Origin of the sequence: Bacillus sp. AFS017336 (assembly GCF_002555445.1) — a bacterium.
Taxonomy (GTDB): Bacteria; Bacillota; Bacilli; order Bacillales; family Bacillaceae_G; genus Gottfriedia.
Window position 1 is genome coordinate 233507 of the sequence record NZ_NUCO01000024.1, and the last position, 16346, is coordinate 249852.

General features: G+C 34.4%; 4 protein-coding genes. All 4 read right to left on the reverse strand.

The window, feature by feature from the left end; genetic code table 11:
• Positions 1-382: 382 nt before the first annotated feature.
• A complete protein-coding gene (locus CN601_RS15435) occupies positions 383-4522 on the reverse strand; it encodes a S8 family serine peptidase (RefSeq protein WP_098171546.1) in 4140 nt (1379 codons plus the stop codon).
• Positions 4523-5881: 1359 nt separating this feature from the next.
• A complete protein-coding gene (locus CN601_RS15440) occupies positions 5882-10015 on the reverse strand; it encodes a S8 family serine peptidase (RefSeq protein ID WP_098171547.1) in 4134 nt (1377 codons plus the stop codon).
• 389 nt (positions 10016-10404) lie between these two features.
• The gene (locus CN601_RS15445; RefSeq protein WP_098171548.1) at positions 10405-14574 is read right to left on the reverse strand and encodes a S8 family serine peptidase; all 4170 of its coding nucleotides are present in this window, start codon (positions 14572-14574) and stop codon (positions 10405-10407) included.
• 335 nt (positions 14575-14909) lie between these two features.
• Complete coding sequence (locus CN601_RS15450) at positions 14910-16166, reverse strand: helix-turn-helix domain-containing protein (protein ID WP_098171549.1); 1257 nt, start codon at positions 16164-16166, stop codon at positions 14910-14912.
• Between the last annotated feature and the right edge of the window lie 180 nt (positions 16167-16346).

Here is a 16346-nt window from a genome sequence, read left to right on the forward strand (position 1 = left end):
TTTGAAATTGAAAAATACGAACACTGCGTGAACTTTGTTGATAAAGTTGTGAACTCCGTTGATATATGACTGATTCTCGTTGATTTATAGCTCATTTTCGTTGATAAATCACTGATGCTCGTTGATAAACTCCTAAATTAGGTTCAGATTCGTACATATCAAGCGCTCTTTTCAGAGAAATCACTGAAACTCGCTAATAAACTCCTAAATAGGGTTCAGATTCGTACATAACAAGCGCTCTTTTCAGAGAAATCACTAAAACTCGCTGATCAACTCCTAAATAGGGTCCAGATTCGCCCATAACAAACGGAATTCCCACTCATTTCACGCAAAAAACCACAAGGAAGCAAACTATTCCTTGTGGATTTTCCTCAGTACTTAATTATTGAATGCCTAATTCACTCTTAATCGTATCAATTGTTTGACCTTTATATTTCTTCTCTGGTTTTGGTGCATTGTCTACAGCTGGGTTTTGCATTAGGTAGTTCTTTTCTACGAATGCAAAATCTTTTGCATCGACTGTTCCATCGAAGTTGATATCAGCTGAGCGCTTGTTTGTTCCCCAATATGTTTCAATTGCAAGAGCATCATTAATGTCGATTACATTGTCTTTATTAATATCTCCCGCAGTTGCATCATCAATTGTTTCCACACCAATTCGCTTAAAAATTCCGTACATATTGCCATCCATTATATTGTAAACTCGGTCAAATTTACCGTAAGTGTTAAAGTGACCAGGGATATCTGTGATGACTGTAAATTTTTCTTTCGTAAGCGGTAAGCCAGAAATATAGAACTGTCCAATGCTATCCATTGTACCTGTGTAAGTTTTTCCATTGCTATCGACGATCGTTACATTTGCTCCAATTTTCGTAAAGTCTGTTTTCTTCAGAGTTCCATCTGCATTTGAGAAACTTTCAGGATGAATATAACTAATTACACTTGAGAAATTTGACAATGGAACGATTGGTACAATATAGGTAATTGGTTTCGTCACTGTATTGTCAACGCTTGTAAATGTAGATGTTACTGTTCTAAAGCTAGAAGTTGAAATAACATCCTTCGTTACTGGAATTTTAATCGTTACGTCAACCATCGGAAGATCACCTGATACATCCTGAGAACCATCGAATGTTACATTAACGTCAGATTTAACAGTCGTACTAGTTGGATTTGTTGTTGTAACGTTTAATTTCCCACCAAGTTTCTCAGCTGCAGGATTCAATGCAATATTGACGATATTTGTATCCGCACTATTCGTCGTAAAACTATATAGCGCTTGTTTTAGCTTGTTTATATTATTAGCAGTAAGTGTAATTGTGTTTGACTCACCAGGATGTGTGATTAATTTGTTTAATCTTGTTTTAGTATTTGGTTGACCGTATACGTATTGAGTTCCCTCTTTAACGAAGAAGTATTGCTTATCACCATATGCATTTGACGCTTGGTCTCCTCCGATGAATCGAAGTGAAGATGCTGCAATACTCGGTACCATTTCAATTTCATCTTTGGCTGAATTTCCATTTTCGTCTAATGTAAGTTTTCCACCCATGAAAGGACTATTATAGAAGTAGCCAATTATGTTCGTAGACTGATCTGCTTTAACACCAGCTGCATTCAAGATTTCAACTGATTTATCATTAATTGTAGCAGTATATGGGACTGACTTTTGATCTTCTTTATACTCAATAAATGGATTGCCTTCTTTTTCGCCATCTACATGTATATCAAATTTATTTGGCATTGTAGTATCAACTAATAAATCTTGTGTGATTGTGTAGCCTTTACCTGCATCGTCATATCCAATTAATTTTACTTTGTATAAGCCTTCTTTTGCTAAAACCGCTTTTGAAGCAATTGGATTATTCACATCATTTGTAAAAGGATAATAAACACCTAGTCCAGCCGAAATTGTGTATTGCACACCTTCGTCAAATGAAACTCCATCGAAAGTATTCATTAATCCTAAATCTTGACCTGTCACTGAATCAGTTAAAACTACGTCAATGTATCTCATATGCGATTTTAAGGAGAACGTAGCATTTATATACGGATTAAATATTGGGCTACTTAAATTATTACGGTCTGTTGTCATAGAATGACGAGTAAGACCCATGTCTTGGAATCCTTTTTCTACATAGTGGACACCAAATGGTACTCGATATGTTTCAGATGGATTATCTTTATTTGTATAAACTACATAGCCTTCGTAAATTCCTTTTTCAGCTGTTTTAGGAATACTTAATGTAATATTTGTTTTCTTTTGGCTTATTCCTTTTAAAGTAACTGAAGCTGGTGTTTGAACAGTTACGCCGTTTGCCGCTGCATCTTTTGAACCACGTAAATTTGATTGGAAGTTAACTTTCACATCAAACGTTTTCGTTTTTTCTCCTCTGTTCATTAATGTAACAGAACGTGAATTTGAATAATCTTTTCCGTCAAAAGCTACATTTCCAAAGCTTAACGCTCCAGTATCTTCATTAATTTGTTTTTCTTTTCCATTAATAATCATTGGTGTTTTTTCTTGTACTTTAATTTCAATCGTTGAATGGATTGCATTGTATGGATCAATTCGTCCTGCACCTTGTTCAAACACGCTATATGATTTGCTTAATGAATCAGCAGAATTCATTAAAATCGTTTTTATATCTTCTGGTTGTAAGCTATGGTTGGCTTGTTTTAATAATGCGGCAACCCCTGTTGTAAATGGTGTAGCCATTGAAGTTCCTGACATACGTTGATACGCATTTTTATAGTCAGTTGGATTATCTGGATTGTTAATAAATCCTGGAACCGTTGATAACACACTTACGCCTGGAGCAGTAATCTCTGGTTTAATGTCATAAGTTAATCTTGCAGGTCCTCTTGAACTGAAGTCTGCTAATGTATCGCCTTGTGTTTTTACTTCACTCATATCAGAGATTGTAAAGTTAGCTGAGCCTGTTTGTAATTGTTGTTTTAATGCAAGTCCCTCAGCATTCGATAAACTGAATGTTGGGATGAAATTTACTCCTTCTCCTAAGTAACTTGGAATAAATCCTTCAGTCGGATTATCATTGTACATTAGTACTGCAGCCGCTCCTTGAGACTTAGCTACAGCAACTTTAGAATCTAACGTATAAGTACCTCGACTCATTAGGACAATTTTGCCTTTAACATCTTTCCCAGTATAATTTTCTCCTAAATTTACATCTACTACTGGTAAAGTTTGCCCTTTTAGTTTTGTAATGTCATCACCATATCCACTTGCCATTAATTGTAAATTTGCTGATACATTATCCATTGAACCTTTTGCAGACATTGTTGTGATTGGAACATCACTTGCCCCAACAGTTAACGCTAAAGCTGCAGTTCCTGGTGACCCTAATGTATACATCTTATTACCAGCATTACCAGCTGCAACGACTGCAGTTACGCCATTAAGTACTGCGTTATTAATCGCAATGCTTTCTGCAAGTAACGGGTCATTATAATTTGCACCTAATGAAAGGTTCATAACATCCATACCGTCAGCAACTGCTTGGTCAATTCCTGCAATGATATTTTCAGTCGAACCACTTCCACCCGGTCCTAATACACGATACACATAAAGATCAGCATCAGGAGCAATACCTGTTGTCGCATATTCACTTTCATTTTTCCCTTGACCTACAATTGTTCCAGATACATGCGTTCCATGTTCTGTTACGTAGCTTGCTGCACCTGTAGTTCCACCTGGCTTACCAGCTTTCACCCAATCATCCATCGTTGTTTCCATCGGATCTTTGTCATTATCTACGAAATCATATCCGCCTTTAAATGCTGCTTTAATGTCAGGATGGTTGTAGTCAACACCTGTATCAAGAACAGCTACCTTTACACCTTTACCTGTATAACCTTCTTGATGTAATTTATCAATCTTAAGATAAGTACGTTCGTCAGCCATTCCTTTTCCAGTTGAAGTAGATGTAGCTTCCTTTCCTTCAACAGGTAGTTCTGACTTTACAGTTGCATCACTATAGATCGCTTGTACAGCTGTTGATTTCAGTAATTCCGTTAGTTTATTTGCAGGTACTTCTAACGCTACACCGTTAAATGCATGTTTATATTCACGTTTAATTTTATATGCACCATCAGATTTCGTTTTAAATAAAGAACGTAAGTCTGATTTAAATGTGACGTGATCTTCATCAGCATTTTCTTTCGCTTTATCATCGGATAGAGCCTGTCCTTTTAAAGCTGCTTCCAATACAGCGATTTTTTGAGGCTTTTGTTTAAATGAAACAATGACAGAAACTGGTTCTACACTATCTAAGCTCACATCCGAATCGATAAATAATCCAGATTGATCAGTAGTAGAAAGCTTTTGTAAAGCTTGGCGTTGCTGTGAAGTTAATTTAGCTAAAATTGATTCTGCAGTTGAAGAATTTTCTGCTTTCGTAACATTAGATACATGACCTAATGAACCTAAAACAAAACTCGACGATAAAACTGCAACAGATAGACTTTTTACTAGTTTACTATTACCAATTCTTTTTGACATACTCTTCCCCCAATTATTCTAGTTATCAAAATAAAGTTTTTAATGTATGAGGAAATATGAATCTAAAATACTGCCATTTTATATTCGATTATCGCTCTTCATTAAACCTTTCCTTTGTAATTAGATTATCTAGAATATTCAAATAATTAACAATCGGGTTATTAGATACCAATTAAATCAATACTTTTACAATATCCAACTATTTATTCGACATTTTTCTACTAAAAGCACCACGAAAATTGGGCACTTTATTATCTTTTTAAAACTTTATTGAATTGATCGATTGATAACTATAGAAATTTTTTCTCATTTTTACAATGAGAAGAGCTTGAAAGCCCCCTCCCCAGTGTAGTAAGAGGCAATCTCCTAAACTAACGAAGAAAATTCACGAGGGTGGTCATTTTTTCTCGATTTTGTCTTGAGTTACACTCATATTTTGCTAGCTTCTATGAAAATATGGAAGAATACATCTATATTGAATTAGATATTGCTTCGTTTTAGCAATAGATCAACGCGAACTTGCTATTTATCAACAAAAATTAGGCTTATATCAACAAAAACTTGCGGTATATCAACAAAAACCAACCTTATATCAACAAAGTTCACAACTTTATCAATAAAGTACACATAGTGTTCGTATTTGTGGCTGTCATTTTCACTCCGCTTAAATTTATCAACGGGTACACGTCTTTTATCAACGAGAACTCCCTATTTATCAACGAGATCTTGCCTTATATCAACGAAGTTCACAGCTTTATCAATATAGTTCACATATTGTTCGGGTTTCGGGTTTCCGCTTTCATATTCCCTGCACTTAAACAACAAAAAGCAATAGATCAACGGAACTTGCTATTTATCAACAAAATTTAGGCCTATATCAACAAAATCTTGCGGTATATCAACAAAGTTCACAACTTTATCAATAAAGTACACATAGTGTTCGTATTTGTGGCTGTCATTTTCACTCTGCTTAAATTTATCAACGAGAACCTGCTATTTATCAACGGGTACTCGTCATTTATCAACGAGATCTTGCCATATATCAACGAAGTTCACAGCTTTATCAATATAGTTCACATAGCGTTCGTATTTGTGGCTGTCATACTAGCTCCGCTTAAATTGATCAACGCGAACTTGTTATTTATCAACAAAAACTAGCCTTATATCAACAAAAATTATAATATATCAACAAAAACTAGCCCTATATCAACAAAGTTCACAACTTTATCAATAAACCTCACATAGTGTTCGCATCGAAGGCTTCCATATAAAATAAAAAGGCCGCCTCAAAAGTACTTTGACTAATGAGACAGCCTTTAGCAACTATTCTATAAATTTCTTACTCTACTCACATCTTGCTTATTGAATACCTAAATCACTCTTAATAGCTGCAAGATCTTTACCTTTATATTTCTTCACTGGTTTTGGTGCGTTGTCTACTGCCGGATTTTGCATTAAGAAATTCTTTTCTACATAAGCAAAATCTTTTGCATCAACTGTTCCATCAAAGTTGATATCAGCTGAGCGTTTGTTTGTTCCCCAGTATGTTTGAATTGCTAGTGCGTCATTTATATCGATTACGTTGTCTTTGTTGACATCTCCTGCAGTTGCAATATCAACAGATTCTGTTCCAATTGTTTTAGCAATCCCATACATGAATCCATCTAATGTATTGTATACACTGTCAAACTTACCAGATGTTGTAAAGTGACCTGGAATATCTGTGATCACTGTAAACTCATCGCTTGTAACTGGTAATCCAGTCGCTCTAAATTGTCCTCGTGTATTGAGTGTTGCATCGTATGAATTTCCTTTGCTATCTACAATCGTTACTTTTGCGCCAAGTTTTGTAAAGTCTATTGGAAGAAGTGTTCCATCCGCTCTTTGAAATGTTTCTGGATGAATATAGCTAGTCACAGCTGAGATATTTGGCAAAATTGCGATTGGTACCATATAAGTAAATGGATTTGTCACTGTATTGTCTACGCTTGTAAGAGTAGTCGCTACATTGTAGAAACTTGAATTTACAATATCTTTTATTGCTGGAATTTTAAACGTTACATCAACCATTGGGATATCACCAGATACTTCTTTAGATCCATCAAACGTTACATTAACAGCTGATTTAACAGTTGTACTAGTTGGGTTTGTCGTTGTTACGTTTAATTGTCCACCTAGTTCCTTAGCCGCTGGGTTTAATGCAATATTTACGATATTTGTATCTGCTGTATTTGTTGTAAAGCTGTATCCCGCTTGTTTCAGTTTAGCCACATTATTAGCAGTTAGTGTAATTGTATTTGTATCACCTGGGTGAGTAATAAGTCGATTATTTCTTGTTTTTGCTTGTGGTTGACCGTAAACATACGGAGTTCCTTCTTTTGTGAAAATGTATTGCTTATCACCAAATGTATTTGTCGCTTGGTCTCCTCCAAGGAATCTAAATGATAGGAATTGTGTACTTGGATCCATTGCAATTTCATCTTTTACAAATCCATTTTCATCTAATGGCATTGTTCCAGATAACCAAGGGCTATTATAGTAATAAGCGATTGTGTTTTGAGATTGATCTGCTTTTATTCCTGCTGCTTTCATTAGTTCAACTGAGTTGTCATTGATCGAAGCAGTAAACGGTACAGAACTTTGGCCTTCCTTATACTCTACAAACGGATTGCCTTCTTTTTCGCCTTCTACATTTACATTAAATTTATTTGGCATTGTATTATCCACTAATAGATCTTGAGAGACTGTATATGATTTACCATCATCATCATATCCAATTAATTTAACTTTGTATAAGCCTTCTTTTGCTAAAACTGGCTTTGTACTAACTGGATTTGTTGGGTCATTTGTAAAAGGATAATATGCTCCTACAGATGCCGCAAATTGATATGGTGTGTTTTCATCATAAGCAACACCATCGAAAGTATTCATAACCCCTAAATCCTGACCTGTCACCGCATCAGTTAATACTACGTCGATTGATCTCATATGTGATTTTAAAGAGAAATTAGTTAGCAAAAATGGATAAAATAATCCGTTATTTAAATTATTTCGGTCAGTTGAGAACGACTGACGAGTAAGATTCATTGATTGGAATCCTTTTTCTACATAATGTACGCCAAATGGAATTCGGTATGTTTCAGCTGGATTGTCTTTGTTTGTGTAAACTACATAACCTTCATAAATTCCTTTTTCAGCTGTTTTAGGAATATTTAAAGTAATATTTGTTTTCTTTTGGCTAATTCCTTTTAATGTAACAGATGAAGCAGTTTGAATTGTCACTCCATTAGCAGCTGCATCCTTAGAGCCACGTAAGTTTGATTGGAAATTAACTTTTACATTAAACGTCTTCGTTTTTTCTCCTCTATTCATTAACGTGATCGTACGGTCAGCTACATTGTCATTTCCATTAAATGTTACATTCCCAAAGCTTAGTGCGCCTGTTTCTTCATTTATTTGTTTTTCTCTTCCGTTTACAATCATTGGTGTTTTTTCTTGAACTTTAATTTCAATCGTTGAATGGATTGCATTATATGGATCTATTCGACCCGCACCTTGTTCAAATACACTGTATGGTTTACTTAAAGAATCTGCAGTATTCATTAAAATCGCTTTAATATCTGCTGGTTGTAGGTTATGGTTAGCTTGTTTTAATAATACTGCAACACCTGTTGTAAATGGAGTGGCCATTGATGTACCTGACATACGCTCATATGCATTTTTATAATCTGTTGGATTATTTGGGTTATTAATAAAACCTGGTACTGTTGATAATACATTCACACCTGGAGCCGTAATTTCTGGTTTAATATCGTAAGTTAACCTCGCTGGCCCTCTTGAACTGAAATCTGCTAATCTATCACCTTGCGTTTTTGCTTCCCCAATATCTGTAAACGTAAAGTTAGCTGATCCGGCTTGAAGCTTTTGTTTTAATGCAAGTCCTTCTGCATTTGATAATGAGAAAGTTGGAATGAAGTTGACCCCTTCACCAAAATAAGTTGGGATGAAACCTTCAGTTGGGTTATCATTATACATTAGTACTGCCGCCGCACCTTGAGATTTAGCTACAGCGATTTTAGAATCCATCGTATACGTTCCACGTGCCATTAGGACAATTTTGCCTTTTACATCTTTTCCAGAATATGCTTCTCCTAGGTTTACATCTATTACTGGTAAAGTTTGCCCTTTAAACTTTGTAACATCGTCTCCTTCACCGCTTGCCATTAATTGTAGATTAGCAGTTGCGTCATCGATTGATCCCTTTGCAGCCATTGTAGAAATTGGTACATCACTTGCTCCAACTGTTAGTGCTAAAGCTGCTGATCCCGGTGATCCTAATGTATACATCTTATTTCCTGCATTACCAGCAGCTACTACTGCAGTTACACCATTTAGTACAGCATTATTAATAGCGATGCTTTCTGCAATTAGTGGATCATTATAATTCGCTCCTAATGAAAGGTTCATAACATCCATTCCATCTGCTACTGCTTGATCAATACCTGCGATGATATTGTCAGTTGAACCACTTCCACCTGGCCCTAATACACGGTATACATAAAGATCCGCATCTGGTGCAATACCAGTTGTAGCATCTTCACTTTCATTTTTCCCTTGTCCTACAATCGTTCCAGATACGTGAGTACCATGTTCAGTTACATAATTTCCAGCGCCAGTATCTCCATATGGTTTACCAGCTTTTACATAATCAGCATAAGTTGTTTCCATTGGATCATTGTCGTTATCTACGAAATCATATCCACCTTTAAATGCTCCTTTAATATCAGGATGATTATAATCAACACCTGTATCAAGAACAGCTACTTTTACTCCTTTACCTGTATAACCTTCTTCATGTAATTTATCAATTTGTAGGAAAGAACGTTCATCTGCCATTCCTTTTCCTGTTGATTTTGTAGAAGAATCTTTTCCCTCAACTGGAAGTTCTGATTGTACTTTTACATCACTATATATAGCTTGTACTGCACTTGATTTCATTAATTCATTTAGTTTATTTGCAGGGACTTCTAAAGCTACCCCGTTAAAAGCATGTTTATATTCACGTTTTATTTTATAAGCACCATCAGATTTTGTTTTAAATAATGAACCTAAATCCGATTTAAACTTCGTATGATCTGCATTAGCATTACTTGCTGCTTTTGAATCAGATAAAGCCTGTCCTTTTAATGCTGCTTCTAATACTGCAATTTTTTGAGGCTTTTGTTTAAATGAAACGATTACTGAAACAGTTTCTGAACTGTTTAAATTTACATTCGAGTCTAGAAAAAGCCCTGATTGATCTGTAGTTGAAAGCTTCTGTAAAGCCTCTCTTTGCTGTGGTGTTAATTTCGCCAAAATTGATTCTGCTGTTGAAGCATTTTCAGCTTTTGTTACATTTGAAATGTGGCCTAACGAACCTAAAATAAAACTAGACGATAAAGCAGCTACAGTCAGGCTTTTTGCAATTTTACTTTTACTCGTTCTCTTTAACATACTCTTCCCCCATTGTTGTATAATACGGAAAATGATGTTTTAAAAGCAGAGGAATTATGAATCTAAAAAACTAGCAGTCTTTTTATTCGTTCATCGCTCTTCATTATCACTTCCTTAATCTAATTATTGAAAATATTCTAAAAATACTCAATCGGGTTATATGTGGTGGATTCTCTCTATATCTACAGCTTCTTTCTACATATTTCGACACAATTCGTATCAGAAGTTTATAAACTTTCTTATATCTTCATAAGTTTTTCTTATATTTTTTATTGTTTAGATCCGTCAAAAACATAAAAAAATTTCTGGTTGACTCGCATTCAATAAGATTCTCAATTTTTTCCCGTAGAAAAAGAGAAGCCAAAATTTAGCTTCTCCTCATTCTATGATTATTGTAATCCTAACTGAGTTAATACATCATCTAATGTAACGCCCTTATAAGCAGTTTTCGCTTTCGGTGCATTCGATACAGTTGGATTCTTCAATCCAAAGTTTTTAACAATGAAATCCATATCTTTTTTATCTACTACTTTATCAAAGTTAAAATCTGCAGTAGCTTTGTTTGTGCCCCAGTAAGTTTGTACTGCTAATGCATCTAGAATATCGATTACATTGTCTTTGTTTACATCACCTGCTGCAGCGGTTGGTAAATTCCACGCTAATCTCTTACCTACCACTTCTCCACGTACTATGTTCGCTAAAACAACTTGTTTGTTCATCGTGAAATGACCTGGTACATCAACTGTTAGCGTATAAGGATTTACGTCAGCTTTTAGGCCTTCAATGATATACTGACCACTCTTATTGAAATTCGGTGCATTAACACTTGTTTTTCCATCATAAGAAGTAACTGTTACTTTTGCACCGATTGCATTTTGATCAATCGCATAAATTGATTGACCTGTTGTTGGATCAATTGTCCCTTCTAATCGTAATGTTCCATCTAATCTTGAATAGGTTGGTTTATATTTAATACTTTCCATATAAGAGTAGACATTATTAGTCACTACATCTGATTGATCAGTCGTAGAGGCTGTCATTGTAGACCAATTGAACGCAGATCCTCCATAAAGACCATCCGTAAACTTTTTAGCAGTTTTAAGGTCGAAATTAAATAACTGTAAGTCTTCTGGTAATACTTTATCCCCTAAATAAGTAAATGTAAATGTATAGTTCGTATTAGACGGATTTGTTTGAACAGCAGCTACAGAAACTTGCGCATCGCCATATTGCTTTACTGCATCATTTACTACTACATTATCAATTGAAGCAATGTTAGGATCAACTGGTATTGTAATTTTAGATGTTTTTAAGTTTTTAACATTATTTGAACGTACACTATAATTTACCGTATCTCCATTTGATACGATTTGTTTATTTGCCTTTAAATAGTAATAAGGTAAATTGTGATCGACAAAGACAACTCTTAACATATTAAATGCATTTCCAATTGTGTTTCTTGCATAATCCATTCCATAAAACTGAACTTGTAAAGGTGCAGCTTGTTTTTTAACTACAAGTTTATCAGTGTAATTTCCGTTTTTATCTGTATAAATTGGGGCTTTTGGCCATGGACCATTATAGAACGTAACAACTGAATTGTTTGATTGATCAACTGGGAAACCTTGTTTACTTGCTTCCTCAGTTTCAGGATCATTCAAATTAATGTTAAAGTCGTATAAGAATTGTCCATTTGAATCAAATTGACTATCATTATATTCAATTACTTTTTGATCTAATGAATCAAAGCTGGAAGTCATAGTTGGTGCACCTTGATCAAAAATGAAATCAGATGATTTTGTAAATGTTTTACCTTGTTCATTTGATCCTACCAGCTTGATTTTATAGTGTCCTGGTTGTGCAGTTACTTGTTGAAAGGCAATTGGATTCTTTGAGTCGCCAGTAAATGGATAATATGTTCCAGTGAATCCTCTTGTAACATAATAAGTTTGATTTTCATTCAAAATAATCGGACTCATTGAACCAATTAATCCTAGGTCTTCACCTGTAGTCGCATCTTGTAAAATCACATCCAGTGTTTTCATGTGCGATTTTAATGAGAATGTAAATGATTCAAAAGGCCATGCATTTTCCGGCCATGCTGTATCAAGTGAAAACATTGGTAAAGCGTCAACTGAATCGATTCCTTCATTTATTACACGTCCACCAAATGGAATTTGATATGTTTCCGTTGGATCCGCCGTATTCGTGAAAGTGATGTAACCTTCATATGTTCCTTTATCCGCTGTTTTTGGAATGTTTAAATTAAATTTAATTGATTTTTGGCTAATTCCATTTAATTTTACAGATGTTGGGCCTGTTAGCGTTACATTGTTTTTAGCTGCATCTAAAGAACCTCTTAATCCAGTTTGGAATTTCACATCTACGTTGAATGTTTTTGCTTTCTCACTACGGTTTTTTAATGTAACTGTGCGTAAATCAGCGATATCTTGGTCATCAAATCCAAATGAACCAAAGCTCATTCCACCTGTTAATTCTTGAATTGATTGTTGTTTTCCATTAATGATTGTTGGTGTTTTATCAACTACTTCAAGTTCCACATTTGAATGGATTGCTTCATAAGCATCTACTCGGCCGCTACCTTCTTCAAATACACTATAAGCTTTTGATAATGGATCTGCTGTGTTCATTAAGATTGATTTAATATCTTCTGGTTTTAAGTCTTTATTTGATTGCAGTAGCAATGCAGATACACCAGCTACATATGGTGTCGCCATTGAAGTACCTGATAAGCGCTCATAAGCATATTTGTAGTCTTCTGGCTTTGATCCATCAACTGTTTTATCGTTTACATAGAATGGTACAGTCGAAAGAATTGACACACCAGGTGCAGTAACTTCTGGTTTGATATCATAGTTCACTCGAGTTGGGCCTCTAGAACTGAATGACGCTAATTCATCAGAAGCTGTTTTTAGTTTTGTATAATCCCCAAATGTAAAGTCAGTTTTCCCAGCTTGAATTGCTGCTAAAATTGTATTACCTTCATCATTTGAAACTGAAAATGCAGGAATCGCGTCAACTGATTCACCAAGGAATGATTGTATTGCACCTTCCGCTTTATTCGTTTCATCGTTATACATTAAAACGCCAGCTGCGCCAGCCGCTTTTGCAGCTTTGATTTTATCAATTAATGCAATCGTTCCACGTTTAATAAATGCGATCTTACCAGTTAAGTCTTTTCCTTTAAAGTCGGCTGCGTTGGCTAAACCTACATCAACAAGCTGATATGTTTTACCTTTTAATGTAGTTAAATCATCTTTATAATTTCTTGCTAATTGTCTTAAAGAATAGTTTTTTCCATCTTGCACACCTGCATATTGATAAATATCAAGTGCAATAGATGACGCTCCTACAGTTAAAGCTAACGCCGCAGCTCCAGGTGCACCAACAGTATACATTTGATCCCCACTATTTCCTGCCGCGATAACAGTAGTCACCCCACTTAAAACTGCGTTGTTTACCGCAATAGAAGTTGCATAAAGTGGGTCATTTAAAGTTGCTCCTAGTGACATATTAATGACATTCATACCGTCTTTCACAGCTCGGTCAATTCCAGCAAGAATCGCATCAGTTGTTCCACTGCCATATGGTCCAAGTACTTTGTAAGAATAAATATCTGATTCTGGTGCAGCACCAACAGTTTTATATTCACTATTGCCTTTACCACGACCACCAATAATTCCAGCTACATGTGTACCGTGCTCAGTATAATATGCACTGCCACTAATAAATTCCGACTGACCTGATTTTTTCCAATCAGCATACGTTGTTTCCATCGGATCATTGTCATTGTTTACGAAATCGTATCCACCTTTATATGCATCTTTCAAATCTGGGTGGTTGTAGTCAATTCCTGTATCTAGAATTCCTATTTTAATTCCTTTTCCAGTAAAGCCTTCCGCATGTAATCGATCTAAAGCATCATAAGGTGTATAGTTGCCAACATTTGATTCATCAGCTTTTAATTGATCATTTTCCTTAGGAGGATCAATTGAAAAAGTTTGGTTACTCCAAACTGTTTTAACAGCTTTTGATTTTAATAGGTTTTTAATTTGGTTTGCTGGTAGACTCATAGACACACCATTAAAGGCATTTTTATATGAACGCTTAATCGTATAATCTACTTTTTTAGCTTTGCCACTATCTAATACTTGACCAATATCTTCAGCAAATGTCTGATGATCTTGATCTACTAGTTTTGCAGCTTCTGTTGTTGTTAATGCTTTCCCCTCTACACTCGCTTCAATTTGAGCAACTTTAGCCGGTTTATTTGCAAACTCTACAATGACACTTGTTTGGTCTGTGGAGTTTAAATTAATATCTGAAGAAATTTGAAGACCTGATTCCTCATTAGTTGAAAGCTGTTCTAGCGCTGCTCTTTGCTCTGAAGTTAAATTTGCAAGAATATCTTCAACATTCCTTGGACTTGCTGCTTTAGTACTATTGGTTACTTGTCCAAGTGAGCCCAGTATAAAGCTTGATGTTAATGCTAAAACAGTAAAACTTTTTAAAAACTTTTTCTCTGTCTTTTTCCCCATTACTCTTCCTCCTAGACAATTTACGACAAGGTAGATTTCTACATTGAAGTACAAAATTACACTTTCTTTGACAAAACTCTGGGATATTTCCCAAAAAATAAACAAGTAATTTGTCTATTTATTTAACTTCATTATTGAGAATTTTCACTCTTTTATCAATCGGGTTATAACTCACCTTTATCAAAGGGTTTATTGGATAAAAATAGCGTATTTCGACAAATTTCTCGGCTAATGTTTATAAACATTTCTTATAAATTTTAAAATTTTCTTATAAATATCATTTTCTTCGAACAAAAAAAGTCCATAGACAACGAGTACTCGTTATCTATAGACTTTTAATTCAATACTTGATGCATCAATTTAAAACTTTTGTCTACTTCAATCGCTTTTTCATATTCCTTTTGCTCGACATGGTGATTATATAAAATCTTTCCATATTGCTCAAAAAATGAAGTATTATTTGTTGCAATGATCTGTGGAACAACTACTTCAGCTAAAAATTGATAATATTGACTTAGATTTTTTTTACACTTCAATCCTAATAGTTTATAAAGATTAAAATAGATTTGGCATTGTTTCTTTGCTAATTTCGTACCTGCGTCTATTTTTTCTAAAATGATTTCTTTTTTTAATAACTTTCCATCTAAACACGCTTCAGTAAAATGATACAATCGCCTTAAATATTTTATTGACGATTTATCAGTTAGTAAAAATGCTTCTTCAAAATAACTAACAGCTTGATCATATTTCCCTTTTTTGTAAAACTCTTCTCCTAGATTATATAAAATATTTATTTTACTTTCTTGGGCACCTAAAATCACACAATTATGAATCAGATTCTTATAACTTTCGACTAACTCTAAAAAATCAATATCTCTTTCACTATCGAATTGCATTAGCATTAAGATTTGAGCATTCATAGCATTCACATGATTATATGTTTTATTAAAAAATTGCAGTGCTTTCTCGGCATATGTAAATGCAGATACTTTTGCATTTGCATGGTGATACGCAAGAGCTAAGTGATAGTAATATTCTTCATTATTATATTCCGCTAAGTTAATTTGCTTTAAAAGTTTCACTGCAGTTTGACATTCTTCACATTCAATTGTTCTAAAAGTGCTAATACAATACATTCCTTTAATGTGGAGAAGAAGGTTTTTTTCATAATTTGATAAGGTCGGAAACTCTTTTTCCACGTTTTCAATTATGCTTTTTGCTTCTTTAAACATATTTTTGTGAAGATAATATCTCCCCGTTAAAAGCATATAGTTTGCAGCTTGTTTAGAGGCCATAATAAACGGGTTTTGTTCTAATTCCAATTTAATGCCTTCAATTTGTGCTGTCCTTTGCATTATGATTGCCTGATTCCAATCATTCAAGTGCTTTTCAATAAGATATAAAGATTCAATTTCTTTATTAATATCAATTTCTAATTTATTGGCTAATTTGTATATAATTTCAGGAGATAATGTAACTTTTCCACTTTCAAACCTACTAATATACGCTTTACCACAAATACCTTCACCCAATTTAGATTGACTGATCCCTTTTTTCTCTCGATAATACTTGATAATTTCCCCAACTAACATGTTTAGCCTCCCTATTTTAGACAACGATCAAATTGAACAATAAAGCATCGTAGATTGAGAAATTTTTCTAAATTTAAGAAAGCGCTTGAAAAATTGAACGATTTAGTTCAACATTAATATTATTTTTATAATTCTCATGTACTTGATTAAAACTTTAGAAGAATACTATTTATTAAAACC